This is a genomic window from Variovorax nivicola (assembly GCF_051216475.1).
Classification (GTDB): domain Bacteria; phylum Pseudomonadota; class Gammaproteobacteria; order Burkholderiales; family Burkholderiaceae_C; genus Variovorax.
Genome location: NZ_JBPJZK010000005.1, coordinates 385,516 through 409,593 on the forward strand (window position 1 = coordinate 385,516; position 24,078 = coordinate 409,593).

General features: G+C 66.8%; 24 protein-coding genes. 11 read left to right on the forward strand and 13 right to left on the reverse strand.

Annotation, left to right across the window (positions count from 1 at the left end):
* Position 1: 1 nt before the first annotated feature.
* Entirely contained in the window at positions 2-904 is a 903-nt protein-coding gene (locus ACSFBF_RS22110) for a LysR family transcriptional regulator (protein ID WP_435470683.1), read from the forward strand.
* Here the strand turns inward: ACSFBF_RS22110 and ACSFBF_RS22115 are convergent.
* On the reverse strand, positions 901-1,503 hold the full coding sequence (locus tag ACSFBF_RS22115) for an FMN-dependent NADH-azoreductase (protein WP_435470685.1): 603 nt from the start codon (positions 1,501-1,503) through the stop codon (positions 901-903). The two genes, ACSFBF_RS22110 and ACSFBF_RS22115, sit on opposite strands and share 4 nt — an antisense overlap.
* An 86-nt stretch (positions 1,504-1,589) precedes the next feature.
* On the opposite strand from ACSFBF_RS22115, the gene pdxR reads away from it, so the two are divergent.
* The 3 genes from pdxR to ACSFBF_RS22130 all read left to right on the forward strand — a co-directional run bounded on the left by pdxR (position 1,590) and on the right by ACSFBF_RS22130 (position 3,909).
* Positions 1,590-3,011, forward strand: a complete 1,422-nt coding sequence (gene pdxR / locus ACSFBF_RS22120; RefSeq protein WP_435470687.1) for a MocR-like pyridoxine biosynthesis transcription factor PdxR — start codon at positions 1,590-1,592, stop codon at positions 3,009-3,011.
* Between the two features lie 107 nt (positions 3,012-3,118).
* A complete protein-coding gene (locus ACSFBF_RS22125) occupies positions 3,119-3,583 on the forward strand; it encodes a carboxymuconolactone decarboxylase family protein (protein WP_435470689.1) in 465 nt (154 codons plus the stop codon).
* Between the two features lie 5 nt (positions 3,584-3,588).
* Positions 3,589-3,909: a DMT family transporter gene (locus ACSFBF_RS22130; protein WP_093075413.1), complete on the forward strand. Its 321-nt coding sequence runs from the start codon at positions 3,589-3,591 to the stop codon at positions 3,907-3,909.
* 18 nt (positions 3,910-3,927) lie between these two features.
* On the opposite strand, the gene ACSFBF_RS22135 is transcribed toward ACSFBF_RS22130, so the two are convergent.
* A complete protein-coding gene (locus ACSFBF_RS22135; RefSeq protein WP_435470691.1) occupies positions 3,928-5,139 on the reverse strand; it encodes a D-amino acid dehydrogenase in 1,212 nt (403 codons plus the stop codon).
* 187 nt (positions 5,140-5,326) lie between these two features.
* Here ACSFBF_RS22135 and ACSFBF_RS22140 point away from each other — a divergent pair, with 187 nt between their 5' ends.
* The 6 genes from ACSFBF_RS22140 (at position 5,327) to ACSFBF_RS22165 (ending at position 9,916) form a co-directional block, all read left to right on the forward strand.
* Positions 5,327-6,217 (forward strand): transporter substrate-binding domain-containing protein, encoded by an 891-nt coding sequence (locus tag ACSFBF_RS22140; RefSeq protein WP_435470693.1) that lies wholly within the window; start codon positions 5,327-5,329, stop codon positions 6,215-6,217.
* Positions 6,218-6,248: 31 nt separating this feature from the next.
* Positions 6,249-6,998 carry an aspartate/glutamate racemase family protein gene (locus tag ACSFBF_RS22145; protein ID WP_435470695.1) on the forward strand — a complete coding sequence of 250 codons (750 nt, stop codon included), beginning with the start codon at positions 6,249-6,251 and terminating at the stop codon, positions 6,996-6,998.
* 103 nt (positions 6,999-7,101) lie between these two features.
* Entirely contained in the window at positions 7,102-7,998 is an 897-nt protein-coding gene (locus ACSFBF_RS22150) for a dienelactone hydrolase family protein (RefSeq protein ID WP_435470697.1), read from the forward strand.
* A gap of 120 nt (positions 7,999-8,118) precedes the next feature.
* Entirely contained in the window at positions 8,119-9,006 is an 888-nt protein-coding gene (locus ACSFBF_RS22155) for a ZIP family metal transporter (protein ID WP_435470699.1), read from the forward strand.
* Positions 9,007-9,123: 117 nt separating this feature from the next.
* Positions 9,124-9,336, forward strand: a complete 213-nt coding sequence (locus ACSFBF_RS22160; protein ID WP_093049911.1) for a hypothetical protein — start codon at positions 9,124-9,126, stop codon at positions 9,334-9,336.
* 40 nt (positions 9,337-9,376) lie between these two features.
* The gene (locus tag ACSFBF_RS22165; protein ID WP_435470701.1) at positions 9,377-9,916 is read left to right on the forward strand and encodes a DUF6886 family protein; all 540 of its coding nucleotides are present in this window, start codon (positions 9,377-9,379) and stop codon (positions 9,914-9,916) included.
* A gap of 17 nt (positions 9,917-9,933) precedes the next feature.
* Here ACSFBF_RS22165 and ACSFBF_RS22170 read toward each other — a convergent pair whose 3' ends face one another.
* The 8 genes from ACSFBF_RS22170 to ACSFBF_RS22205 form a co-directional block, all read right to left on the reverse strand.
* A complete protein-coding gene (locus tag ACSFBF_RS22170) occupies positions 9,934-11,391 on the reverse strand; it encodes an N-acyl-D-amino-acid deacylase family protein (protein ID WP_435470703.1) in 1,458 nt (485 codons plus the stop codon).
* 323 nt (positions 11,392-11,714) lie between these two features.
* Positions 11,715-12,704: an ABC transporter ATP-binding protein gene (locus ACSFBF_RS22175; RefSeq protein WP_435470705.1), complete on the reverse strand. Its 990-nt coding sequence runs from the start codon at positions 12,702-12,704 to the stop codon at positions 11,715-11,717.
* Complete coding sequence (locus tag ACSFBF_RS22180) at positions 12,701-13,732, reverse strand: ABC transporter ATP-binding protein (RefSeq protein WP_435470707.1); 1,032 nt, start codon at positions 13,730-13,732, stop codon at positions 12,701-12,703. The genes ACSFBF_RS22175 and ACSFBF_RS22180 overlap by 4 nt, the downstream gene beginning before the upstream one ends.
* Before the next feature lie 10 nt (positions 13,733-13,742).
* Positions 13,743-14,645, reverse strand: a complete 903-nt coding sequence (locus ACSFBF_RS22185) for an ABC transporter permease (protein WP_093049923.1) — start codon at positions 14,643-14,645, stop codon at positions 13,743-13,745.
* A 19-nt stretch (positions 14,646-14,664) separates the two neighbouring features.
* Positions 14,665-15,600 (reverse strand): ABC transporter permease, encoded by a 936-nt coding sequence (locus ACSFBF_RS22190; RefSeq protein WP_093049926.1) that lies wholly within the window; start codon positions 15,598-15,600, stop codon positions 14,665-14,667.
* 27 nt (positions 15,601-15,627) lie between these two features.
* Complete coding sequence (locus ACSFBF_RS22195; RefSeq protein WP_435470710.1) at positions 15,628-17,199, reverse strand: ABC transporter substrate-binding protein; 1,572 nt, start codon at positions 17,197-17,199, stop codon at positions 15,628-15,630.
* Positions 17,200-17,239: 40 nt separating this feature from the next.
* Entirely contained in the window at positions 17,240-18,691 is a 1,452-nt protein-coding gene (locus ACSFBF_RS22200) for a M81 family metallopeptidase (RefSeq protein ID WP_435470712.1), read from the reverse strand.
* Between the two features lie 44 nt (positions 18,692-18,735).
* Positions 18,736-19,893: an NAD(P)/FAD-dependent oxidoreductase gene (locus ACSFBF_RS22205; RefSeq protein ID WP_435470713.1), complete on the reverse strand. Its 1,158-nt coding sequence runs from the start codon at positions 19,891-19,893 to the stop codon at positions 18,736-18,738.
* Positions 19,894-20,096: 203 nt separating this feature from the next.
* Here ACSFBF_RS22205 and ACSFBF_RS22210 point away from each other — a divergent pair, with 203 nt between their 5' ends.
* Entirely contained in the window at positions 20,097-20,837 is a 741-nt protein-coding gene (locus ACSFBF_RS22210; RefSeq protein WP_435470715.1) for a helix-turn-helix domain-containing protein, read from the forward strand.
* A 3-nt stretch (positions 20,838-20,840) separates the two neighbouring features.
* On the opposite strand, the gene ACSFBF_RS22215 is transcribed toward ACSFBF_RS22210, so the two are convergent.
* The 3 genes from ACSFBF_RS22215 to ACSFBF_RS22225 are packed head-to-tail and all read right to left on the reverse strand — an operon-like array spanning position 20,841 to position 24,047.
* Positions 20,841-22,031 (reverse strand): DUF5624 domain-containing protein, encoded by a 1,191-nt coding sequence (locus tag ACSFBF_RS22215; protein WP_435470717.1) that lies wholly within the window; start codon positions 22,029-22,031, stop codon positions 20,841-20,843.
* A gap of 14 nt (positions 22,032-22,045) precedes the next feature.
* Positions 22,046-23,122, reverse strand: a complete 1,077-nt coding sequence (locus ACSFBF_RS22220; protein ID WP_435470719.1) for a hypothetical protein — start codon at positions 23,120-23,122, stop codon at positions 22,046-22,048.
* A 31-nt stretch (positions 23,123-23,153) separates the two neighbouring features.
* Positions 23,154-24,047 carry an amidohydrolase family protein gene (locus ACSFBF_RS22225; protein ID WP_435470721.1) on the reverse strand — a complete coding sequence of 298 codons (894 nt, stop codon included), beginning with the start codon at positions 24,045-24,047 and terminating at the stop codon, positions 23,154-23,156.
* Positions 24,048-24,078 lie beyond the last annotated feature (31 nt).

Consider the following 24,078-nt stretch of genomic DNA (forward strand, 5'->3'; position numbering starts at 1 on the left):
GATGCGCCTGCGCCACATCGAAGTCTTCAACGCGATCATGCTCACTGGCAGCGTGAGCGCGGCGGCGCGGCTCATCAACATCACGCAGCCGGCGGTGAGCCGCACGCTGCAGCATGCCGAGCTGCAACTAGGCTTTCCGCTGTTCCAGCGCGCCAAGGGCCGGCTTACGCCGACCACCGAGGCGCTCACGCTGTATCCGCACATCGAGCGGCTGTTCGCGCAGCTCGACGAGGTGCAGCGGCTTGCCTCCAACCTGCGCACCGCGGGCGACACGGGCGAGCTGCGCATCCTCAGCGTGCTGGCGTTGAGCTACGACATCCTGCCGCGCGCGCTCAAGGCTTTTCGCGAGAAGCATCCGGGCTATGCAATCACCGTCGAGTCGCTGCACTCGCCGCAGATCATGTCGGCGCTGCTGCTGCAGGAGGCCGACGTGGGCTTTGCCTTCAGCCCTGCGGTGCATCCCTCGCTCACGCAAGAGACGCTGGCCGACAGCCGCATGGTGTGCATCGCGCCCAAGGGCATGCTGCCGCGCGCGCTGGTGCGCAGCGGTTCGGTGGCGCTGCATGACCTCGTCAACCGGCCGGTGATCGGCCTCGACAGCCGCGACCCCGTCGGCACCAGCCTGAGCCAGGCCTGCCGACAGGCGGGCGTGGGCTTCCAGCAGGCGGTGGTCACGGTGCAGACCTACCACGCAGCACTGGCCATGGCGCACCACGGCATCGGCGTGGCGCTGGTCGACGGCTGCACGGCGCGCTCGGCGGACCGCGCGAAGGTCGAGGTGTTGACGCTGGAGCCGCACATTCCGGTGCCGATTCGTGCGCTGCGTTTTGCAGCGCGGCCCGATTCGGTGGCGGTGCGCGGCATCACGCGCTGCATGCAGCAGGCGATTCAAGAGGCGCTTTAAGAGAAATACGCCTGCAGCGCCTGGTCGGTCCTGGCCCTGGCCTCGGTAACGACATCCGGGCCGAGGCCCGTTCCCTGGACCGAGAAGAAATTCAGGTCCTTCAGCCCGATGGTGCCAAGGATGGCCGTCAGGTACGGCGTCAGGAAATCCGGCTGCCGTGCATGTTCCCCGGAAAATCTCCCGCCCGAGGCCACGGCAATGAAGACCGGGCGATCTCGCAGTGTGCCCACCTTGCCCGCAGCGCCCACATTGAACGTGCGGCGCGCCCGAACGACGTGATCGATCCAGGCCTTCAACGCAGAGGGCACGCCCAGGTTGTGCATGGGCGTCCCGATGACCACGACGTCCGAATTCTCCAGCTCCCGGATCAATTCCTCGGACGTGGAAATCGAACCTTCCTGATTTATTTCCGCCGTGGACGAATGCTGGGCAAGCGCGTAATTCGCGTCGATATGCCCTATGGCGCAGCCGCCAATTTCTCGATTGACCAATACTGCGTCGGGTGATTTCTTCAGCAGAAGATCGACGATTTTTCGGGAAAGCCTGAAGCTCTCGGAGGCTTGCCCGCGGGAGCTGCAATTGACGTGCAAGATTTTCATGATTGATATGGCCGCAAGAGAGGCGTCAATCCTAGAATTTGCATGGCCTACACTCCAGAGCCATGAATGGAGCTTGTGATTGATCCATGATCGACGAGAAGACCAGCCCCGTATCGCCCCTGGACCCCGCAGCGGCCGAGCCTTTCTACCGGCAGATCTACGAGCGCTTTCGCAATACCATCTCCAGCGGATTGCTGAAGCCCGGCGACCGGATACCCGCCGCACGCGCGCTGGCCAAGGAGTTGGGCCTGGCAAGAGGAACGATCGAAGCCGCTTATTCCTTGCTGGTCGCCGAGGGATACATCCAGGCACGCGGTCAGGCCGGGACCATCGTTGCGCCGGGCCTCAAGCCGCAAACGCCTGTGGCAATTCCTGAGCCTCCGCTCGACAAGAGAATTTCTTCGATCGGTTTCCGGCCAGATTCGATTCTTCCGTTTCAAATGGGGCTGCCCGCCCTCGACGAATTCCCTCGAAAGATATGGGCCCGCCTCGGTGCGCGATGCGTGCGTGCCATGCAGCCGTCCGACATGGCGCATCCCTCCATCTACGGGTTGCCCAAGCTGCGTGCGGAAATCGCCGCGTATCTGCAGGTGTCGCGTGGCATCGATTGCGCTGCATCGCAGGTGTTCGTGACCTCGGGATACCGCCACACCATCGAGCTGATCGGTCTCGCCTTGCTGAAGGCGGGAGACCGTGTCTGGCTCGAAGACCCGGGCTATCCACCCACGCGGGAACTGCTTGCGCACATGCAAATCGCGGCTGTCCCGGTGCGCGTGGACCAAGAGGGCATGGTCGTTTCCGAGGGCATCAGGTCGGCGCCACGTGCGCGTGCAGCGGTGGTCACGCCGGCGCACCAGAGCCCGCTGGGCGTATCCCTGTCCTTGCCCCGGCGTCAGGCGCTGCTCGACTGGGCCGGACGGCACAACGCATGGATCGTCGAAGACGACTACGACGGCGAATACCGCTATGTCAGCCGCCCTTTGCCTGCGCTGAAGAGCCTGGACCGCGACGGACGCGTGCTCTATTCAGGCACCTTCAGCAAGGTGCTTTTTCCGAGCATCCGGCTGGCCTATCTCGTCGTGCCGGAGTCGCAGGTCGAGTGCTTCGAGCAGATCATCCAGACCTTCGCAGGGGGCAGCCCCGAGCTGACGCAAGCCATCGTCACCGCCTTCATTACGGAGGGGCACTTCGCGCGGCATATCCAGCGGATGCGCAGGCTCTATGCCGAGCGTCGCGAGGCGACCAGCGCCGGCCTGCAGAGTGTGCTCGGGCAGCACGTGCGAATCGACGCGCAACCCGGCGGCATGCACCTGATCCTGCGGCTGCAAGGCCGGCAATCGGATCGCGAGCTCGTGGCGCGCATGCGGGAAGACGGCCTGTTCGCGGAGGCATTGTCAGACTGGACGAAGGAGGGCGAGGGCGCCTCGGCTCTGCTCGTCAACTTCACGAACATCGACTCGCGGCGCACCGCCGAGAAGCTCGGAAAGCGCATCCTGAGCCTGATGTGATCCGAAGAATCATGGCCCAGCACCGAATGCCATTCATGGCTCTTCTGGGCTAGACCAAGATTCGGCACCATGGAGTCCTTTCCAACCAGCACACACAAGGACTCTTCATGAGCAATCGCATCGACTACGCAAAGATCTCGCCCGAGGTCTACAAGACCTTCGGAGGGGTGTACATGGCCGTCCAGAAAAGCGGCCTGCCCAAGCAACTGGTCGATCTCGTCTACCTGCGGGTTTCGCAGATCAACGGCTGCGCCTACTGCATCGACATGCATTCGCGCGACCTGCTCAAGTCTGGCCTGTCGGTCGACAAGCTCGTGCTGGTCCCGGTGTGGCACGACGCGGGCGAAGTCTTCAGCCGCCGCGAACAGGTCGCGCTCGCCTGGGCGGAAACCGTGACGCGCGTCGCCGAAACCGGCGTTCCCGATGCGGACTACGAAGCCGCCGCCGCCGAGTTCAGCGACAAGGAACTGGCCGACCTCACCTACGCGATCGGCCTGATGAACGCCTTCAACCGCTTCGGCATCACGTTCCGCTCGATGCCCGCTGCTACTGCCGCCGCTGCCAAGGCCTGAACGCCATGGCATGGGCATTACTCGGTGTTGCAGGCGTGCTTGAAATCGTCTTCGCCTTTGCGATGAAGTCGTCCGAAGGTTTCACGCGGCTGGTGCCCGCGCTGTTCACGGTCGCTGCCGGCCTGTCGAGCGTGGTGCTTCTTTCGCTCTCGCTGCGAACATTGCCGATGGGAACGGGCTACGCAGTGTGGACCGGCATCGGCGCCGCAGGCACCGCGATCGTAGGCATGGTGGTGCTGGGCGATTCGGCCGCGCCGATGCGGCTGCTGTGCATTGCGCTCATCCTGGCCGGCGTGATCGGGCTCAAGCTGGTCACCACCAGTTGAGAGGGAAGCGGCCTGCGCTCAGGCCTGCAAGGCCTGCCCGATCTTCAGCGCCGAGCCGAAGGCCAGCGTGAAACCCAACGCGCCGTGGCCCGTGTTGAACAGCATGTTCGACGGCGCTCTCTCCAGTCGGCCGATGATCGGCAGTCCTGTCGGCGTGGCCGGCCGCATGCCTGTCCACGGGTGCAGTTCCTCGAGCCGGCTCGCATGCGGGAAGAGGGCACGCGTCGCCGCTGCCAGTGTCTCGATGCGCGTGGCCGGAATGCTTGCGTCGTGCCCCACCAGTTCGGCCATGCCCGCTACACGCAGGCGCGAGCCGATGCGCGCGAACACCACCTTGCGTGCGCTGTCGGTCACGTTAACGTGCGGCGCGGCACCGGGCGACGGATCGACCTCCACGGTAATGCTGTAGCCCTTGAGCGGATACACCGGCAGGTAGGCGCCCAGCGCACGGCCCAGCCTGTGCGAGGCCGAACCAAGCGCCATCACGAAGGCATCGGCCTCCACGTCGCCTTCGCTGGTGCGCACGGCGGCGATGCGGTTCTCGCTGCGCGCAAAGCCATGTACGTCAGCGCCGAGCATGAAGCGCACGCCGCGCGCGCTCAATGTCCGCATGAGCTCGGTGCACACCTTGAGGCAATCGGCCGCGCACTCGCTCGGCGTGTACACGGCGCCCGCCATCTGGCCACGGTAGCTGGCGAGCGCGGGCTCGATGGCGATGCATTCGTCGGGCGTCACCAGGCGTTGCTCGCTGCCCATGGTGCGCTGCAGTTCGAGCTGCGCGCGCGCACCTTCGAGCGATGCCGAGCTGGCGTACAGCACCAGCTTGCCGGTGGCCGAGAAATCGCAATCGGGTGCGATGTCGGCGCGCATCGTCTCGAACCCGGTGCGGCTCGATGCGGCCAGCCCCAGCAGCTGCGCCGTTGTGTTGCGTGAGGTCTGCGCGTTGCAGGCCGCGAGAAAGGCCATGCCCCAGCGCCACTGCAGCGGGTCGAGTTGCGGCCGCAGCTTGAGCGGCGATGTGGGCGACAGCAGCAGCTTGGGCAACTGCTTCCAGATCGACGGGTCGGCCAGCGGCTGCACGTACGAGTAGCTGAGCTGCGCGCCATTGCCGCCGCTCGCGCCCGCGCCGGGGGTGGCCCGATCGATCACGGTGACTTTGTGGCCCTGGCGTTCGAGCTGCCAGGCGGTGGCCAGGCCCACGATGCCGGCACCGAGCACACACACATGCATGGAGGCAACTTTCCGGAGATTGAGAACTTAAGCCGTGACTGTAGGCGCGCACGGCTCCGGCCGGAAATGCCAAAAGAACCCCCGCCCATAACCTTTGGGCATGGGCCGGCTTTCAATTGGAATTGTTGTTTTGTTTCGCTGCTTCTTAAACTGGCCGCATGTTCAGTTCAACCGAATGAAGGCTCGCATGAAACTCTCCGTCCTCATGGCTTCCATGGTCGCCGCGGTGCTCTTCAGCGCCACGGGCGCGCAGGCTGCCGACACGCTGGCCAAGATCGCCGAGTCCGGCAAGATCACGCTCTCTTATCGCGAGTCGTCGGTGCCCTTCAGCTATCTCGACGGCCCCAACAAGCCGATCGGGTTCTCGGTCGAACTCTCCAACGCCGTGGTCGAGGCGGTGAAGAAAAAACTGAACAAGCCCAACCTGCAGGTCGCGCTCATGCCCGTCACCTCGCAGAACCGTATTCCACTGATCACCAACGGCACCGTCGACCTGGAGTGCGGCTCCACCACCAACAACACCGCGCGCGGCAAGGACGTGGCCTTTGCCATCAACCACTTCTATACCGGCACGCGCCTGCTGGTGAAGAAGTCTTCGAAGATCAAGAACTACGCCGACCTCGCGAAGAAGACCGTGGCCAGCACCACCGGCACCACCAACGCACTGGTAATGCGCAAGTACAACACCGAGAAGAACCTCGGCATGGACATCGTGCTCGGCAAGGACCACGCCGATTCGTTCCTGCTGGTCGAGAGCGATCGCGCCGTGGCCTTCGCCATGGACGACATCCTGCTATTCGGCCTGATCGCCAACGCCAAGACGCCGGCCGACTTCGAAGTGGTGGGCGATTCGCTGCAGGTCGAGCCCTATGCCTGCATGCTGCCCAAGGACGACCCGGCCTTCAAGAAGCTGGTCGACGACACCTTCGCCGGCCTGATGAAGAGCGGCGAGTTCGAGAAGCTCTACAACAAGTGGTTCATGCAGCCGATCCCGCCGAAGAACGTGCCGTTGAATCTGCCGATGAGCCCGCAGCTGAAAGAGAACCTGAAAGCTCTCAGCGACAAGCCCGCGACCTGATCCAGGCGCGACGAAAAGAGAAGAAAAGGACATGGCAGTGACGCAGGTGGTCGGCATTCTTGGTGGCATGGGCCCCGCGGCGGGCGCCGACTTCGTGCGGCTCTTCGTGCAGGCCTGCGCGCAGCAGATGCGTGCGCGCGGCGAGCCGGTGCGCGACCAGTCCTTTCCCGAGCACTGGCTTGCGCAGGTGCCGGTGCCCGACCGCACCGATGCGCTGGCTTCGGCCGAGCAGGGCGCGCACCAGCCGCTGGAGCCAATGCTGCAGGCGCTGGGCCGCCTGGCCGCGCTCGGCAGCCGGGCCGTGGCCATCGCCTGCAATACCGCGCATGCCTGGCACGCCGACCTGCAGGAGCGCTTTCCGCAGGTCGAGCTGCTGCACATGGCGCGCGAAACCGCGCAACAGCTGGCCGGGCAGGGCGCGAGCAACGTCGCGTTGATGGCCACCGAGGGCACCTACCGCGTGCGCCTCTACGAACAGGCGCTGGCCGAAGCTGGCCTGGGCTGCCATGTGCCGACGCCAGCGGAGCGCCACACCATCACGCGGGGCATCTTCGACGGCGTGAAGGCCGGCAACATGCAGCTCGCCGAGCAATGCTTTTCCGAAGTGGCGCTGCGGCTGGCCGAGCGCCATGGCCCCGTCACCATCATCATGGGCTGCACCGAAGTGCCGTTGGGCCTGCAGGGCTCGGCGGCTGTGGCCGGCCTCGACCTTGTCGACCCCGCGCAGGTGCTGGCTGCGGCCCTGGCCCGCCGGGCCTACCAGGCCTACCAACCCCACTGAAACTAGGGGGCATAGAGGCAGGAGTCGATTTCGCCTACATTGCGGCGTGCGTTTTTTGATAGCGCAACGCCCCTTGTCCGACGATTCAACTGGAGCCCTTCCCATGCCCCTCGACGACAGCCGTTCCGACTTCGATTCGCTTCGCCCCGGCGAGAGCACCGAGCAGGGTGCCACGCGCCGCACTGCACTCAAGGCCGCCATCGGCGTGGGCTATGCAGCCGCCGTGCTGCCAGTGGCCGCGCAGACAGCCATCAGCACCTCGGCCGAAGGCCTGAAGGCCGGCCCCATCAAATACACCGTCAACGGCTTCGAAGTGCCCGCCTACGCGGCGGCACCCGCCGGCAAGACAGGCCTGCCAGTGATCCTGGTGATCCAGGAAATCTTCGGCGTGCACGAGTACATCGCCGACACCTGCCGCCGCTTTGCCAAGCTCGGCTACCTCGCCATCGCGCCCGAGCTCTATGCGCGCCAGGGCGACCCGCGCGGCTACACCGACATTCCGAAGCTGCAAGCCGACATCGTCAGCAAGGTGCCCGACGCACAGGTGCTGGCCGACCTCGACGGCGCGCTGGCCTATGCCAAGGCCAACGGCGGCGACACCAGCAAGGCCGGCATCACCGGCTTCTGCTGGGGCGGGCGCATCGTGTGGCTGTATGCCGCCACCGGTAAGGTCAAAGCGGGCGTTGCCTGGTACGGCCGGCTGGTCGGGCAGGCCAGTGAACTGACGCCAAAGCACCCCATCGACATCGCCGCCAGCCTGCAGGCGCCGGTGCTCGGCCTGTACGGCGGAAAAGACCAGGGGATCCCCCTTGACACGGTTGATAAGATGAAAGCAGCTCTGGCCACTGGAACCCCGGCGGCCAAGGCGTCGAGCTTCGTCGTGTACCCCGAAGCAGGCCACGCATTCCATGCCGACTACCGCCCCAGCTACGTCAAGAGCGCGGCGGACGACGGCTGGCAACGCGCCACGGCCTGGTTCAAAGCCAATGGCGTCGCCTGAACGCGGCGCCCTGTAGCCACCCCGCCGAAGGCCGTCGAATGACGGCCTTTTCTCTTTTTATGAACGGACAACGGCCTTGTTGAAGCAGTTTCAACGGCCGTCCCTCTTGCGCAAGCAGCTATGAATTTGATAGTCATCATCGCGGCGACCCTGGTTGCCGGTATCGGAAGCGTCTGGCTCGCGGCCCTCCTGCTGAAGGTGGGGGTGCGCAGCGGTTCGGGCGGCGTGAACCCGCAGCATCTGCTGAGCCTGGCGGCCGGCGCGCTGCTCGCCACCGCGTTCATGCACCTGTTGCCCGAAGCCTTCGAGAGCCGCATCGAACCCGCGATGCTGTTCGCGGTGCTGCTGTTCGGGCTGGTGTTCTTCTTCCTGCTCGACAAGGCCGAGCTGTGGCACCACGGGCACGAACATCACCATGGCGAAGAGAAGGGCGGACACGAGGGGCACGACCATGACCACGGGCACTCGCATGGTCATGCGCATGACCACGGTCCCCGCACCGGCGGCTGGGCCGTGCTCACCGGCGACAGCGTGCACTGCTTCGGCGACGGCATCCTGATCGCCTCGGCCTTCACCGCCGACCTGCGCCTGGGCCTGGTTGCCGCCATCGCGGTGCTGGCGCACGAAATTCCGCACCACATCGGCGACCTTGTCGTGCTGCGCCAGAGCTCCGCCAACCAGCGCGCGGCGCTGGTGAAGGTGTCGCTCGCCGGCACCATGACCGCGCTGGGCGGCATCGCGGGCTGGTGGCTGGTCGACCAACTGCACAGCTGGCTGCCGTACTTCCTGGTGCTGGCCGGCAGCAGTTTTGTCTACGTGGCGCTGGCCGACCTGATTCCGCAGCTGCAGAAGCGCCTGCCGGCACGCGAGACCGCGGCGCAGATCCTGTGGCTGGCCGCGGGCATCGTGCTGGTCACGCTCGTGAGCCGGCTGGCGCACGGCGAGCATGGGCACGACCACGGCGACAACCCGGGCCACGGGGAGCACGGCCACGTGCACAAGGACTGACGGCCAGTCAGCCCGGGCGGGAAACTTTCCGACACCGACGCCGCGCGCCGGATGAACCGGAACGGCCGAAACAGGCGCACCATAGGGGTCTGTCAGAAATCAGCCGAGGAACCGATCATGAACACCATCGACGCCACCGCGCGATCCGCCTCGCCCGCCGAAGACGATGAGGACGACACGCCCGCCGATGACTTCGAGGAGCAGGACAGCGACGTGTCCGACGACCTGTCGGAGGAAACGGGCATCGATCTCACCGATGCGAGCGAACTCGATGCCGACAACGTGCCGGCCGACGAAGAATTCGACCGCGTGATGAACGCTCCAGACTGAGCCTGCTCAAGCCATGTTCAGGGCGGTTACGCTCCAAGGCATGCGCCTGTTTCACTTCAGCGACGATGCTGGCATAGATCGTTTCGAGCCTCGTCCGGTCCGGACACCGGCTGACCGCCGCCCAGGCATGGCGTGGCTCAACGGGCCGCTGGTCTGGGCGATTGCCGAGGACCACCAGCAACTCTATCTTTTCCCTAGGGAGTGCCCGCGCATAGTCATGTGGGCGCACGACGGCACCACTGAAAACGACCGGCGGGCATGGTTGGCCGATGTACCAGCCGGGGTCACGGCCATCGCGTACATCGAGAAGCACTGGCAGGAGCGCTTCGAGCGCGCGGCGCTGATGCGCTACGAGTTGCCGTGCGAGCACTTCGCCGACATCGGCGATGCGGGCATGTGGGTGTCGAGAACCGCGGTCGTGCCGCTCGACACGACCCGTGTGCTCGACTTGCGGGCTGAACTCGCCGCGTGCCACACCGAGCTGAGGGCGGTCGATTCGCTTCTTCCTCTCAAGCCCGTGTGGCAATCATCGATGCACGCCAGCGGTATTCGTCTGCGAAACGCAGTTGACTGGGCGTAGGCGTTTCTCGCTCTGACTCAAGCTGCTTTGCGCCGAGTGATCACCTGCCCGTTGCGCACCCCGCAGTGCGCTCCATCGCGCCAGGTCACGGCGCCATTCACGATCACCGCATCGATGCCCTCGGCCGGCTGCATCGGCGTTTCGTAGTTCGCGGTGTCGCGCACCGTCGCAGCGTTGAAGATCACCACGTCGGCGTGGTGGCCCGGTTTCAGCGTGCCGCGCTCGTGCAGGCCGAAGTTGCGCGCCGTGAGCCCCGTCATCTTCCACACCGCCGTCTCCAGCGGGAACAGGCCGATGTCGCGGCTGTAGTGGCCCAGCACGCGCGGGAAGGTGCCCCACAGGCGCGGATGCGGCTTCTCGCCCAGCGGAATGCCATCCGAGCCGATCATGGTCTCGTCGAACGCGAGGATGCGCTGCACGTCGTCCTCGTCCATCATGAAGTAGATCGCGCTGCCGGGCTGCAGCCGCTTGGCCGCTTCTTCGCCTGACACGCCCCATTCGGCCGCAATGTCCTTCAGGTCGTGGCCCGCGCACTCGGGGTGCGGCACGCTCGACGCGATGAGCACGCGGCCTTCCATCATTCCGCGATCGGTACGGATCATGGTGGAGCCAGCCGTGTAGGGGTAGCAGTCGAGCCCGATGCACTGGTGCTGCATCGCTTCCTTGATGAAGGGCAGCGTGACTTTCGTCTTGCCGAAGTTCTGCGTGTTCTGCACCTTGTGGTGCGACACCACCACCGGAATGTCGAGCGCGCGGCCGATGTGGAAGGTTTCTTCCAGCGACTCCATCACGCGGTCGCTCTCGTCGCGCATGTGGGTCACGTACAGCGCTTTGCGCGAGGTGAGCGGGCGGCCGACTTCGATGATCTCCTCGGTCGTCGCCTTCACGGCCGGCGGATAGAAAGTGCCGGTCGACAGGCCGATGGCGCCGGCCTGCATCGCTTCTTCGACCAGCGCCTGCATGGCTGCAATCTCATTGTCGTTCGCGGGCCGGTCAAGGTCGGACATGACCACCGCGCGCAATGTCGAATGCCCGACCATCGCCGCCACGTTCACCGATGAAGGCGTGGCACGCAGCGCATCGAGGTACGCCGCGAAGGTGGTGAAGCGGCCTTCCGCCGGTGAGTCGAGCAGGCTCAGCGGCATCGGCAGGTCCATGTCGGCGCGCAGCGGCGCAGCGCTGATGCCGCAGTTGCCCGCCACCACCGTGGTCACGCCCTGCGACACCTTGAACGGCATCTGCGCCTGCGACAGCACAGCCTGGTCGTCGTGCGTGTGCGAGTCGATGAAGCCTGGCGCGACGATGCGGCCGGTGGCGTCGAGCGTCTGCTCGGCCGTGTGGCCCGCGAGCTTGCCGATGGCGGCGATGCGGCCGTTCACGATGCCGACGTCGGCATCGAAGCGCGGCGCCTTGGTGCCGTCGATGACGGTGCCGCCTCGGATCAGCAGGTCGTAGTGGGGGACTGATTCGCTCATGTCGATCCTTTCATTTGTTCTTTCGTGGGAGTGTTTTTTTCAGGGCAGGTGCACAGGCCGCCGGGTACTCCCCTCCGCGAATGTCCCCCGGCCTTCGGCCTCCTCCTTTATTTCGCTGCGGGGAGCACCCGACGCCCTGTGCACAGTGGGCGCCGCGCTTGTGCCGGTCGTTTGACCGCTGCGCTGAACGATCACGTCGATGGGGTGCCTTGCGCAGCGAAATAAAGGGGGAGGCCGCAGGCCGGAGGACATTCGCGGAGCAAGGTACCCCGTCGGCGTGATCTCGCCCCGAACACCCAACGCGATGAACAAGAAAAGTCATCTCAGCGAAAGTGGCAGGCAACCCAATGCCCGCCGTTGGAAGACGAGGGTCGTTCGCTTAGCTCGGGCACCTTCTCCTTGCACACAGCCTGCGCCATTGGGCAGCGGGTGTGAAAGCGGCAGCCCGAGGGCGGATTGGCTGGGCTCGGCGGATCGCCTTGCAGCAGCATGCGACGCGCGGGCGTACGCGGGTTGGGCACGGGCACGGCCGACAGAAGAATCTCGGTGTACGGATGCAGCGGCGAGGAAAACAGCGTGTCGCGGTCCGCGATCTCCACGATGTGCCCGAGGTACATCACCGCCACGCGATGGCTGATGTGCCTCACCACCGCAAGGTCGTGCGCCACGAAGAGATACGCGATGCCGAACTCGGCCTGCAGGTCCATCAGCAGGTTGACCACTTGCGCCTGCACCGACACGTCGAGTGCCGACACCGGCTCGTCGCACACGATCAGCTTCGGGTTCAGTGCCAGTGCGCGTGCAATGCCCAGCCGCTGCCGCTGCCCGCCCGAGAACTCGTGCGGGAATTTCTTCGCCGCTTCGGGCCGCAGCCCCACGCGCGAGAACAGCCATTGCACGCGCTCGCGCCGCTCGGCCGCCGCGCCCATGCCGAAGTTACGCAGCGGCTCGGCCACGATGTCTCCGGCTGTGAGGCGAGGGTTCAGCGAGGCATACGGGTCCTGAAAAATAATCTGCAGCTGCCGTCGGCGCATGCGCATGTCCTCGGCGGACAGCGACAGCAGCTCTTCGCCCTCGAGTTCCACCGAGCCCGAGGTCGGCTCGACCAGCCGCATGACCGACTTGGCCGTGGTCGTCTTGCCGCAGCCCGATTCGCCGACCAGCGACAGCGTTTCGCCGCGCGCAACCGAGAACGACACGCCATCGACCGCCTGGATCGAAGGCCTGGCCGGCCGCAGCCAGCGCTTGGGCGAGATGTAGTGCTTGCGCAGGTTGCGTACCTGCAGCAGTGGCGTTGCAGCGGTCGTCGTCATGCGGCCATCTCCTCGGCGCCCGCCCAGTGTTCTTCGACGGCGAAGCAGGCCACCACGTGATCGCCGCCTTGCTGCACCAGCCGCGGCGTCTCGGCGCGGCAGCGTTCGCGCGCATGGCTGCAGCGTGCCGCAAAGGCGCAGCCGCGCCCCAGTTCGTGCGCGGCCGGCACCAGCCCCGGAATCTCGGTGAGCCGCGTGCTCGCGGTGTTCATCGCGGGCATCGAGGCCATCAGCGCGCGCGTGTAGGGGTGCAGCGGGCGGTCGAACAGGTCGATCACGTCGGCCTCTTCCACCTTCCTGCCGGCATACATGACCACGACGCGGTCGCAGCTTTCGGCCACCACGCCGAGGTCGTGCGTGATCATCACCACGCCCATGCCCAGCTCCTTCTGCAGGCGCTTGATGAGGTCGAGGATCTGCGCCTGGATTGTTACGTCCAGGGCAGTCGTCGGCTCGTCGGCGATCAGCACTTCGGGGTTGCAGGCCAGGGCCAGCGCGATCATCACGCGCTGGCGCATGCCGCCCGAGAGCTGGTGCGGGTACTCGTTCACGCGCCGCTCGGGCTCGGGGATCTGCACCACGCGCAGCATCTCGACCGCGCGCTTCATCGCGTCGGCGCGGCTGGCCTTCTGGTGCAGCTGCACCGTCTCCGCGATCTGCCGGCCCACGGTGAGCACCGGGTTCAGCGATGTCATCGGCTCCTGGAAGATCATCGAGATGCGGTTGCCGCGAATCTGCCGCATCTCGCGTTCGCTGAGCTGCATCAGGTCGGTGCCGCGCAGCCGCACCGAGCCCATGTGGCGCCCGGGTGGCGTGGGCACCAGCCGCAGGATCGACAGTGCCGTCACGCTCTTGCCGCAGCCCGATTCGCCGACCACGCCGAGCGTGCGGCCCGCGCGCACCGTGTATGAAACCCCGTCGACCGAGCGCACCACGCCCGCCAGCGTGTGGAAGTGCGTGCGCAGGTTGTCGACTTCGAGCAGCGGCTCGCCGGGGGCGAGTGCGGTGTGGGACATGGTGATGGTCATTTCATGTCTCTCACAGTTGCCGCGCCAGGCGCGGGTCCAGCGCATCGCGCAGGCCGTCGCCGAGCAGGTTGATCGCCAGCACCGTCGCCGCCAGCAGCAGCCCCGGGTACAGGATGATGTGGAACGCCACCGTCACGAAGTTGCGGCCCTCGGCCATCATGTTGCCCCAGCTCGGCGTTTGCGAAGGCACGCCAACGCCAAGGAACGAGAGCGCGGCCTCGGTCAGCACGGCGGCCGCCGCAACGAAGGTGGCCTGCACCACCAGCGGCGCCACGATGTTCGGCAGCACGTGGCGCACCAGGATCACCGGCAGCCGCGTGCCCACCGCATGCGCGGCCTCCACGAACAGCTGCTCGCGCAGCGTGAGCGCGAGCGATCGCACCAGTCGCACCACGCGTGGAATCTCGGGCACCGTGATGGCGACGATCACCGTCGCGAGGCTGGCGCGCGTCACCGCCATGAGCGCGATGGCCAGCAGGATGCCGGGAATGGCCATGAGCCCGTCCATCACCCGCATGATCGGACCGTCCGCCCAGCGCACGAAGCCCGACACCAGCCCCAGCGCAATGCCGAAGAAGGTGGCCAGCACCGCGACTGCGGCGCCCACGATCATCGACACGCGCCCGCCCCACACGGCGCGGCTGAACACGTCGCGGCCCAGTGCGTCGGTGCCGAACCAATGCTCACCGGAAGGCGGCTGCATGCGTGCGAGCGGGTCGATGTCCTGCGGATCGTGCGTGGCGATCCACGGCGCGGCAATGGAGAGGATGGCCACCGCAATCAGCAGCAGCGCGCCGATGATCAGCGTCGGGTGCTTGCGCACCCAGCGCCAGCGCGGCGGCACGAAGGGGGCTTCGTCGTCGGCCGCGGCGTCGGGTGTCTGGATGGTGTTCAAGGGAAGGACCGTGGACATTGCGTGGGGTTCTTCTTCATCAGTACTGGATGCGCGGATCGAACAGGCGGTAGCTCAGGTCGATCAGCAGGTTGATCAGCACGTACACCCCCGCCGAGAGCAGCAGCACGCTCTGGATCACCGGATAGTCGTGCCGCTGTACCGAATCGATCACGAGCCGGCCCACACCCGGAATGGCGAACACCGTTTCGGTGACCACCACGCCGCCGATCAGCAGCGCGATGCCCGCGCCGACGGTGGTGGCGATAGGAATGGCTGCGTTGCGCAGCGCATGCCCCAGCACCGGCAGCACGCCCAGGCCTTTGGCGCGCGCGGTGCGGATGTAGTCCTCATGCAGCACTTCGAGCACGGTGGCGCGCGTCATGCGGGTCACCAGCGCGATGTACACCAGCGCCAGGTTCACGCAGGGCAGCACCAGCGAGCGCAGCCACTCGCCCGGGCCCTCGGCAAAGTGCACGTAGCCCTGCACCGGAAACCACGGCAGCTGGACCGCGAAGCTGTAGACCAGCAGGTAGCCCACCAGGAACACCGGCACCGAGAAGGCCAGCACCGCGAACAGCATCACCAGCCGGTCGATCCAGCTGCCAGCGCGATGCGCCGCGAGCGTGCCCAGCGGCACCGACACCACGAGCGTGATGAGCATGGTCAGCGCGGCGATCGACACCGTCGGCTCCAGCCGCTGCCCCAGCAGCTGCGCCACCGGCATCTGCGTGAAGATCGAGGTGCCGAGGTCGCCGGTGAACAGCTTGCCGACCCACAGCGCGAACTGCTGCCACAGCGGCAGGTTCAGGCCGAGCGCGGCACGCAGCTTCTCGATGTCCTCGGTGGTGGCGAGGTCGCCCGCGATGAGCGCGGCCGGGTCGCCCGGCGACAGGTGGATCAGCAGGAACACCACCACGGCCACCACTGCCATGACCGGGAGCGTCGAGAGAAAGCGTCGAACGATGTAGCCCATGGCGATGCCTTGTGCTGGCGCTTCGTCTTACTTGTCGAGCACCCAGACCGTCGGCAGGCCGGCCCAGAGTTTGTCCAACCCCTTGAGGCTGGCGCGCGCGGCGAACGCGGCCGAGTACTGGCCCGCGTTGATGTACGGCACGGCCTCGTAGGCGCGGCGCTGGAAGGCGTCGAGCAGTTCCTTGCGCTTGGCTGGCACGGTTTCCTTCAGCCATGCGGTGCGCAGCTCGTCGAGCGGCTTGTCGCAAGGCCAGCCCGGCAGCGTGTTGCCGCAGGCCGCGCCCAGGTAGGCGTTGGCGATGGGCGAGTTGGCGTCGAACTCGCCGGCCACGGTGACGTACATGTTCCAGCCGCCCGCGTCGGCCGCATCGCGCTTGGCACGGCGCGCGCCGATGGAGGCCCAGTCCATGCTTTGCGCGTCGACGTTCAAGCCGATGCTCTTCATGGTCTGCGCGGCCATCAGCGCCTCGGCGTTGAGGTAGGGCACGTCGCTGGGCACCATCAGCACCACCTTCTCGCCCTTGTAGCCGGAGGCCGCGAGCAGTTGCTTGGCCTTGGCAACGTCGGCCTTGCGGTAGGGGTCGGCGCCGGCGGCCGTGTCGTTGGGGCTGCCGCAGATGAAGAAGGTGGCGCAGTAGGCCATGCGCATGTCCAGCGGGAAGCCCATGGCCGCCACGAAGCGTTCCTGGCTCACGGCCTGCAGCAGTGCTTGGCGCACCTTCGGGTTGTCGAAGGGCGGGTGCAGCTGGTTCATCACCAGGAAGCCCTGGTACGTGCCGAAGGCGCCGATCTTCACGCCGGTGTCGGTGCGCAGCGGCGCGATGTAGTCGGGCGGCAGCTGTTCGATGAGGTCGACCTCGCCGCGCTTCAAGGCGGCCACCGCGCTGTTGGCGTCGGGCAGGTAGAGCCATTCGACGCGATCGAAGCTGCTCTTCTTGCTGCCCGACAGGCCGCTCGGCGGTTCGCTGCGTGCCACGTAGTTGGGGTTGCGCACGAACACCGTCTTGTTGCCCGGCACCCATTCGTCGCGCTTGAAGATGAAGGGGCCGGAGCCCAGCACTTCGGTCAGCGGCGCGGTGGCCGGCATCTTGGCCAGCCGCTCGGGCAGGATCACCGGCGGAAAGCCCGAGGGTTTGGCCAGCGCATCGAGCACCATGCCGAAGGGCTCGTTCAGCGTGAGCGTGAAGCTGCGCGCATCGCTTGCCTTCCACTCGGCACCGCTCGCCACCATTGCACGGCCCAGGCTGTCGCGTGCGGCCCAGCGCTGCAGTGAGGCGATGGCGTCGGCCGAGGTGACGGCGCTGCCGTCGGAGAACTTGAGGCCGGGGCGCAGTGTGAAGCTCCACTGCTTGCCGTCTTTCGAGGTCGTGTACTTGTCGACCATCTGCGGCTGGGGCTTGCCGCTCGCATCCTGCGCGAACAGCGTGTCGTAGACCATGTAGCCGAAGTTGCGCGAGATGTACGCCGTGGTGAAGGTCGGGTCGAGGATCTTCAGGTCGGCATGCGCCACCACCTTCAGCGTCTTGGGAGGCGGCGTCTGGGCGAACGCCGGGAGGGAAAGCACCAGGGCAGCGAGGGCAGCAAGCGTTCGTCGTTTCATCGTCGGTTCTCCGGTCGGGGGCGAAGGAAAGGAAAAAAGGTCAGGCGGCGACGCCGATCGGCCACTTGGGCAGGCGGGCCTTGCGGTACGGCAGCGTGTTCAGGTCGAGCGTCACGGCGCCCGGTGCGCCCGCGTAGATGACGTGTTTCGCCACCTTGGAGTACGACGCATAGAAGTGCTGCGACGACTTCACGACGATGATCTTCTTTGCGGCGAGGTCGCAGCCCAGCTGCGTGAACAGGTCGGTGCCCATCGCCTGGTTGCGCAGCGTGATCAGCACGATCTCGATGCCGTTCGCCTCGATCAGCGCGCTGTCGCCCATCAGCGTGGGCGTGCCTGCCAGGCCCGTCATCACCAGGTCGTGCTTCAGTGCCTTCACCGTGCATTCGAGGTCCAGCGGATCGCCCGAGAGCGGACTGATCTTGCCGCCGATGCGCATCTGCAGCCTCGCGCCCACGCCCGCGTCGAATGCGATGCGCACTGCGATCGGGTCCCAAAGCGGACCTAGCGCCGCGTTGGTGATGCCGCGCTCGACCATGCGGCGCAGGATGAAGGTGGAGTCGCTTGCTGCGCCGCCGCCGGGGTTGTCCGCGCCATCGGACAGCACCACCGGGCCGCCGTCGAAGGCCAGCGCTTCGTCGAGCGATGCATCGATGCTCGGGTAGTTGACCGTGAGACCGTCGCGCATGGCGATGACCTCGTCGGCGAGCTGGCGCGCCAGCGCGTCGGCCTGGGCCTGGTTGCCGTCTGTGTAGACCAGTACCTTGGTGCCCATCTCGGGCACGTCGCCCCACGAGAAGCCGTGCGTGAGCGAGACCGAAAGCACGCCGTTCTTGCCTTCGAGCGACTGCATGCGCTCGACGAAGCCGCGCGCCGGCTGGCGCGAGGTATGGACCGTGACGATCATGTCGCAGTCGACCACCGCGGCCACCGGCTTGACCTTGCCTTCGACCATGGCGGCGCAGATGTCCACCAGCTCCAGCCCGCGCTCGAGCACGTCGGTGTGCGGGTACTCCTTGAACGAGATCATCAGGTCGGAGTTCTGCACCATCGCGGGCGTGAGGTGGTTGTGCGGATCGAGCTCCGCGCCGATCACCACGCCGGGCCCGACGATCTGCCGCACGCGCGCCAGCAGGTCGCCTTCGCAGTCGTCGTAGCCGTCGGCCACCATCGCGCCGTGCAGGCCGAGCAGCACCATGTCGACCGGCAGCACTGCACGCAGGTCGTTCAACAGTTCGTCGCGCAGCGTTTCGTAGGCGTGGCGCGTGGTGGTGCCGCTGGGCTGTGCGCCGGCCACCATGCCTTCGAAGAGCGTCCAGTCCTTGTCGGCGCCGCGCATGCGCGCGGCCCACAGCGGGCCCGAGAACAGCGTCATCGCTTCGGGGTGCTTGCCGGCAGCGAAGTAGCCACGGTCCTTGAAGGAGGCCAGGCCGGTCGGCATCGGGCCGAAGGTGTTGGTTTCGGTGGCGAGGGAGGCACTGAAAACGCGCATGGTGATGTCTCGTGAGTTGGATGTGTTTGTTATTGGGGGCGTAGTCAGGCGGTGGCAGTGCGCAGCCGCTGCGGGCCCAGCATCCCGGCCGTGAGCCCGAAGGAGGCGATGCGCTCCGGCAGCGGCAGCCCGCGTGCCAGTGCGGCGCAGGCCTCGCCCATGGCGGCCGATGTCTGGATGCCGTAGCCGCCTTGCGCCGCCACCCAGAAGAAGCCGGGCACGCCGGGCTCGAAGCCGCCGACCAGGTCGCCGTCGGCCACGAAGGAGCGCAGGCCGGCCCAGGTGCGGGTGGGCCGACGGATGGCGAGCGTGGTCGCTTCCTCGATGCGGTGCATGGCGATGGCGATGTCCATCTCTTCGGGCTGTATGTCCTGCGGCTCGACAGGGTCGGCATTGGCCGGCGAGCCGAGCAACATGCCGGCGTCGGGCTTGATGTACCAGCCTTCGTCGGCGCCGAACACCATGGGCCAGTGCGCGACGCTCTGGCCTTCGGGCGGCGCGAAGATGAAGGCCGAACGCCGGCGCGGCTCGATGCCCAGTGGCGGCACGCCGGCCATGCGCGCGACGGTGTCGACCCATGCGCCCGCCGCGTTGAGCACCACGGGCGCCTCGTACACGGCACCGCCGGCCTCCACACGCCAGCGTTCGCCCACGCGTTCGATGGCCGTCACGCCGGCATCGCACACCAGCTTGCCGCCGGCGCGCCGCATGCCGCGCAGGTAGCCCTGGTGAATGGCGTGCACGTCCATGTCGGACGCGTCGGGTTCGTACACCGCGCCCATCACCTGTTCGGGGCGCAGCGCCGGCACCATCTCGCGGGCCTGCTCGCCGCTCAGGCGCGAGGCGCCGGTGTCCATGGCGCGCAGCACCTCCCAGTGGGCTTCGAGCTCGGCCATGTGATCGGCGCCAGCGACCATCATCGCGCCGCGCGGCGTGAGCAGCGGGTGTTCGGAGAAGCCTTCTGGCGGATGTTCGAGGAAGGCGCGGCTCGCCATGGTGAGGGCGCGCACCTGCGGCGTGCCGTAGCTTTCCATGAAGAGGGCGGCGGAGCGGCCGGTGGAGTGGTAGCCCGGCTGCGACTCGCGTTCGAGAAGGATCACGCTGGCATGCGGCGCGAGCCAATGGGCCACCGAAGCCCCGGCGATGCCGCCGCCGATCACGAGGAAATCTGCCACGACGGGCGTTGGGGTGCTGGAAGTCATCGGCAAAAAGTGTAGGTACAAATTTGCGGATACGCAAATTGATTCGGTGGCACCAAGGGGAAACCATGGTGCACCGCTTCGGTGAAATTTGCGTCAACGCAATTTGCGTATACGCAACTTCCGCGCCCGCGTCACGCGGGTTGGCATGGATGGCGCACCGCCCGGCTGGCAGAATCCACTTGCATCACAAGAGAAAGCCAAGCGTGAATCCACACACAGGGACCAGGACGGCGACGAAGCCGAAGGACGAGCCGCCCACGCTGGACCGCACCACTTTCGGTCATCGCCTGCGCAGCGCGCGCAAGCGTTTCGGCTGGACGCTGGCACAGCTGGCCGAGCGCTCGGGCGTGTCGATCACCACCATCTCGCGCGCCGAGCGCGGGCAGCTCGCGCTGGGTTATGAAAACTTCACCGCGCTGGGCCGCGCGCTCGAGATGGACATGAACGCGATGTTCGCGGGCGCCGGCGTCAAGCCCGCGCAGCTCGACGGACCGGTTGTCACGCGCGCAGGCAAGGGCGTGGTGTACCGGGGGCTGTCCATTGCCTACGAGTTCCTCGGCACCACAGCGGCCGGCAAGCAGATGAGCCCCATCGTCGGCACGGTGCACGCGCGGCGCATCCACGGGCCGGAAGACTTCGTGCGCCATGCGGGCGAAGAGTTCGCCTATGTGCTGTCGGGCGAGATCGAGGTGCACTTCGACAACGGCGAAGTGCTGCACATGGCGCGTGGCGATTCGCTGTACTTCGACAGCCGCCTTGGCCATGCGTATATCAGCGTGAGCCGGCAGCTCGCGCGCATCGTGGGCATGACCATCGGCGAGAGCCGGCACATGCAATCCGCGCGCGAGGGCGAGGCGCGCAAGACGCCCACGCCAGCGCCAGCCAAGCCTGCGGCACGCAAGACCGCGAAGGCCAGGGCACCGAGGAGCGGGAAGGGCGCCTAGCCCTCAGGAGAAATACGCGGGGTAGTCCGTGCCGTCGAGGCCCGGCACGACCGCCTTCAGCGGGTCGTTGCCATTGCCCTGCAGCTGGTCCGCTGCGTAGTCGGTGACGCACCCCGCCAGCAGCTGCCGCGGGTCTTCGAGGATCACGCGCATGCGGGTGTTGAGCGCATGCCAGTCCTCCGGTCCGCCGATGGCGGGCATCTCACTGACCTCGGTCGTGTCGGGCTGCAGCACCGGCCGGCCGCCGCGCCCGGGGGCGAAGCGCGGGTAGCCCTCGTACATCATCGGCCCCAGGTCGCTCATGGCCCGCGTAGCCCACCAGAGCTTGCGCATCGGCGCCTCGTGCGCAGAAACGGCCGCCAGGTCGACGGGGTAGGTGAAGGTGGGCGCCGGCGCATGCGGCGCGATGTACACGCGCTCCAGCGGCAGCGCATGGTGCGACGACGCGAGGATCATCGAGCACACGGCGTTGGTGCTCCAGGTAACGCCCGCGGTGGGGCGGCCCTGCCTGCCCACAATCAGCACCATCGCGTTCGCCCAGTCGATGCGGTGCCGCTCGAACCACGCGATGACGCGGTGCCCGGTGTCCAGGCCGACGAGGAAGAAGGTGGCGATCATCACCTTGTTCATCGGCACGCTCGCGCCGATGGCATCGCCCGTTGCCTCGAGGTAGTGCGTGCGCAGGTCGGCGGCAGTGAGGGTCTCGGGCCGGGCGAGGGCGCGCTCGATGTAGCGCTCGGTGAGCTCGCAGGCGTAGTGCACCATGTTCGCGATGGCCGTCTCGCGGCCGCGGTAGGCGGGCACCGCGATGTCGTCGCGCCAGAGCGCCACGCTGTTGGCTTCGCGCGCGGCCACGGTGGCTGCGAGCAGGCGTTGGGTTTCGCTGCGCCACAGCGTGCCTTCGGGGTCGAGCTCGCGCAGCCGCACCAGCGAGGCCAGCGCGGGGCCGAGGTGCGACACCGCCGCCAGCTCCTTGAAGCCGCGCGTCGTGAGCCGGTAGCCCTCGACCTCCGGCGGCCTGCCCCTGCCAGGAAACAGGATGAAGTCGGCTGCCGTGGCGACGATCAGCGCCGCGTCGGGCGCCGCCTCGGCGGTGGCGTGCGTCATCTTCGCGCCGATGCTGTCGGCGCTCGCGGTGTAGGTCTCGAAGAGGCGCAGGAACTCGGGGCTCTGGAAGTTGGGGTTTGCCGTCATGGTGTGGCTCCTGTCTATGCGCCGAGCCGGTACACCTTGCTCGGCGTGCGAAAGCGGATGTCGGCGCCCAGGCTGTTGGTCACGACCAGGTAGGCGTGGCCGTTGTCTTCGAAGACGCAGGCGTCGGTGGCACCGGAGGTCGGAAACTCCCGCTGCGGCACCAGCTTGTCGTCGGCGAAACGGTAGCTGACCGAGGTCAGCGAGGTAATGGGCGCCTCGCGGCTGCCGAGCAGGAAGTTGATCTGCACCAGCTCGCCGCCTTGCGCATCCTCGCGCCAGACGAACTCGCGCCCGCCGGGGCCGCTCAGCGTCTGGTGCGCGACGAAGCCGGTGCCGTTCCAGCGCAGCAGCACGGTGTCGTCGTGCAGGCAGGCGAAAGCCAGCCAGGCCTCGCCATGCGCCTCGAAGAACTGGAAGGCGCGGCCGGTCTTGCCGTCGAGCAGCTGGAAGTCTTCGAAGCGCGCGCCGTTCCACAGCATGACGCGCGAGCGCGCCACGTGGTCGGCGTAAGCCAGGAAGCGCTGACCGCCGATCTCGAAGAAGGCGAAGTTGTAGCCCCAGGTCGAGTCGATGACCTGGAACTCGGCAAAGCGCTCGCCGTTCCATTCGTAGATGGCCGACTTCGATGGATTCCGGGCCTCGGTGCCTTCCATTGCCACGCCTTGGGCGAGCGCGAGAAAGTGCCGTTCGCCGATGGTGAAGTGCGTCCATTGCTTGGCCGCGAAGGTGGGCACGCGCTGGAACTCGGTGAATGCACCGTCCTTCAGTTCGAAGATGACCGAGTCGACGTTGAGTTCGTACGGGCCGGCACCCGACTTGAGGCTGGCAGTGGCCAGGAAGGCGCGGTCGCCGATCTCGAAGAACTCTGCGTCCTCGCCGCCCGGCACGGGCAGCCGCGTGTGCGGCACAAAGGCTTCGTCCTGCCAGCGATAGACCAGCGCGTCGATGTCGCTGTTGCCCACGGTGATCATCGCGGGTTGCCCCGGCACGTCGACCGCGAGCTGCGGCACCACGAGGTAGCGCGTGCCGCCGTGAATGAAGGTCTCCGCCGCGCGGGCGCCGGAGGTGTCGAGGTCCTGGATGTTTTTCATCGCGGTCGTTCTTTCGTGCGGCATTCGCACCTTACTGCGGAATCGGTGCAAAGCCGAACAGCCGGGCCGGGTTGTCCACGAGGATGCGCTGCCGCGACTGCGCGTCGGGCGCCCACGGCGCGAGCAGGTTCAGCAGCTCGCCGGTGTCGCGCGCGCCGTCGGGAATGTGCGGCCAGTCGCTGCCCCAGATGGTGCGCTCGGGCAGGGCGTCGACGATGGCATGCGCCAGCGGGCGCAGCTTTTCGAAGTTGCCGTCCTTGGCCACGCGGTAGGGGCCGGAGAGCTTCATCCAGCCGCGTCCGTCGGCCAGCACCCGCAGCAGGCGGTCGAAGTCCTGCCGCGTGAGGCCATCGCTCTCGAGCATGTAGCCCATGTGGTCGATGACGAAGTCGGCATCGATGTCGCTCAGGTATGGAATGAGGTCGCGCACCACCCAACCCGGTGTGTAGAACTGCAGGTGCCAGCCCAGCGCCTTCGTCATGCGCACGCTGCGCTGGATGTACTGCACCAGCTCGGCGGTCGGCAGGCCCGAGCGCAGGAACAGGTCGAGCCGCAGGGCGCGCACGCGGCGGCGGTGCATGTCGTGCAGCGTGTCTTCGGTGACGCTGTCGTCCACCATGGCCACGCCGCGCGCGCGCTCGCCGGCGATGTCCAGGGCGTCGAGCATGCAGCGGTTGTCGGTGCCGTAGAAGCTGGGCTGCACGATCACGTAGCGCGCCAGGCCCAGCGACTCGCACATGGCGTCGAGCTTGGTGAGCGGGCCGTCGGGCAGCGTGTAGTGCGGATGGTCCACGTGCGGGTAGCGGTCTTCGCTTTCGAACACGTGCACGTGCGAATCGCAGGCACCTGCGGGCACGGCGAAGGTGGGGCGCGCCAGCGTGTCGGGCGCGCGCATGGGCGTGGAAGTGAGGATCTGGGAACTCATGATGTCGAAGGAAAAAAGATGAAGGGAAAAA

What these genes read in the sequence shown, in the direction of transcription:
- ACSFBF_RS22110 (WP_435470683.1), top strand. Translation starts at nt 2, where the DNA reads ATGCGCCTGCGCCACATCGAAGTCTTCAACGCGATCATGCTCACTGGC.
- ACSFBF_RS22115 (WP_435470685.1), bottom strand. Translation starts at nt 1,503, where the DNA reads ATGAAAATCTTGCACGTCAATTGCAGCTCCCGCGGGCAAGCCTCCGAG.
- pdxR (WP_435470687.1), top strand. Translation starts at nt 1,590, where the DNA reads ATGATCGACGAGAAGACCAGCCCCGTATCGCCCCTGGACCCCGCAGCG.
- ACSFBF_RS22125 (WP_435470689.1), top strand. Translation starts at nt 3,119, where the DNA reads ATGAGCAATCGCATCGACTACGCAAAGATCTCGCCCGAGGTCTACAAG.
- ACSFBF_RS22130 (WP_093075413.1), top strand. Translation starts at nt 3,589, where the DNA reads ATGGCATGGGCATTACTCGGTGTTGCAGGCGTGCTTGAAATCGTCTTC.
- ACSFBF_RS22135 (WP_435470691.1), bottom strand. Translation starts at nt 5,139, where the DNA reads ATGCATGTGTGTGTGCTCGGTGCCGGCATCGTGGGCCTGGCCACCGCC.
- ACSFBF_RS22140 (WP_435470693.1), top strand. Translation starts at nt 5,327, where the DNA reads ATGAAACTCTCCGTCCTCATGGCTTCCATGGTCGCCGCGGTGCTCTTC.
- ACSFBF_RS22145 (WP_435470695.1), top strand. Translation starts at nt 6,249, where the DNA reads ATGGCAGTGACGCAGGTGGTCGGCATTCTTGGTGGCATGGGCCCCGCG.
- ACSFBF_RS22150 (WP_435470697.1), top strand. Translation starts at nt 7,102, where the DNA reads ATGCCCCTCGACGACAGCCGTTCCGACTTCGATTCGCTTCGCCCCGGC.
- ACSFBF_RS22155 (WP_435470699.1), top strand. Translation starts at nt 8,119, where the DNA reads ATGAATTTGATAGTCATCATCGCGGCGACCCTGGTTGCCGGTATCGGA.
- ACSFBF_RS22160 (WP_093049911.1), top strand. Translation starts at nt 9,124, where the DNA reads ATGAACACCATCGACGCCACCGCGCGATCCGCCTCGCCCGCCGAAGAC.
- ACSFBF_RS22165 (WP_435470701.1), top strand. Translation starts at nt 9,377, where the DNA reads ATGCGCCTGTTTCACTTCAGCGACGATGCTGGCATAGATCGTTTCGAG.
- ACSFBF_RS22170 (WP_435470703.1), bottom strand. Translation starts at nt 11,391, where the DNA reads ATGAGCGAATCAGTCCCCCACTACGACCTGCTGATCCGAGGCGGCACC.
- ACSFBF_RS22175 (WP_435470705.1), bottom strand. Translation starts at nt 12,704, where the DNA reads ATGACGACGACCGCTGCAACGCCACTGCTGCAGGTACGCAACCTGCGC.
- ACSFBF_RS22180 (WP_435470707.1), bottom strand. Translation starts at nt 13,732, where the DNA reads ATGACCATCACCATGTCCCACACCGCACTCGCCCCCGGCGAGCCGCTG.
- ACSFBF_RS22185 (WP_093049923.1), bottom strand. Translation starts at nt 14,645, where the DNA reads ATGTCCACGGTCCTTCCCTTGAACACCATCCAGACACCCGACGCCGCG.
- ACSFBF_RS22190 (WP_093049926.1), bottom strand. Translation starts at nt 15,600, where the DNA reads ATGGGCTACATCGTTCGACGCTTTCTCTCGACGCTCCCGGTCATGGCA.
- ACSFBF_RS22195 (WP_435470710.1), bottom strand. Translation starts at nt 17,199, where the DNA reads ATGAAACGACGAACGCTTGCTGCCCTCGCTGCCCTGGTGCTTTCCCTC.
- ACSFBF_RS22200 (WP_435470712.1), bottom strand. Translation starts at nt 18,691, where the DNA reads ATGCGCGTTTTCAGTGCCTCCCTCGCCACCGAAACCAACACCTTCGGC.
- ACSFBF_RS22205 (WP_435470713.1), bottom strand. Translation starts at nt 19,893, where the DNA reads ATGACTTCCAGCACCCCAACGCCCGTCGTGGCAGATTTCCTCGTGATC.
- ACSFBF_RS22215 (WP_435470717.1), bottom strand. Translation starts at nt 22,031, where the DNA reads ATGACGGCAAACCCCAACTTCCAGAGCCCCGAGTTCCTGCGCCTCTTC.
- ACSFBF_RS22220 (WP_435470719.1), bottom strand. Translation starts at nt 23,122, where the DNA reads ATGAAAAACATCCAGGACCTCGACACCTCCGGCGCCCGCGCGGCGGAG.
- ACSFBF_RS22225 (WP_435470721.1), bottom strand. Translation starts at nt 24,047, where the DNA reads ATGAGTTCCCAGATCCTCACTTCCACGCCCATGCGCGCGCCCGACACG.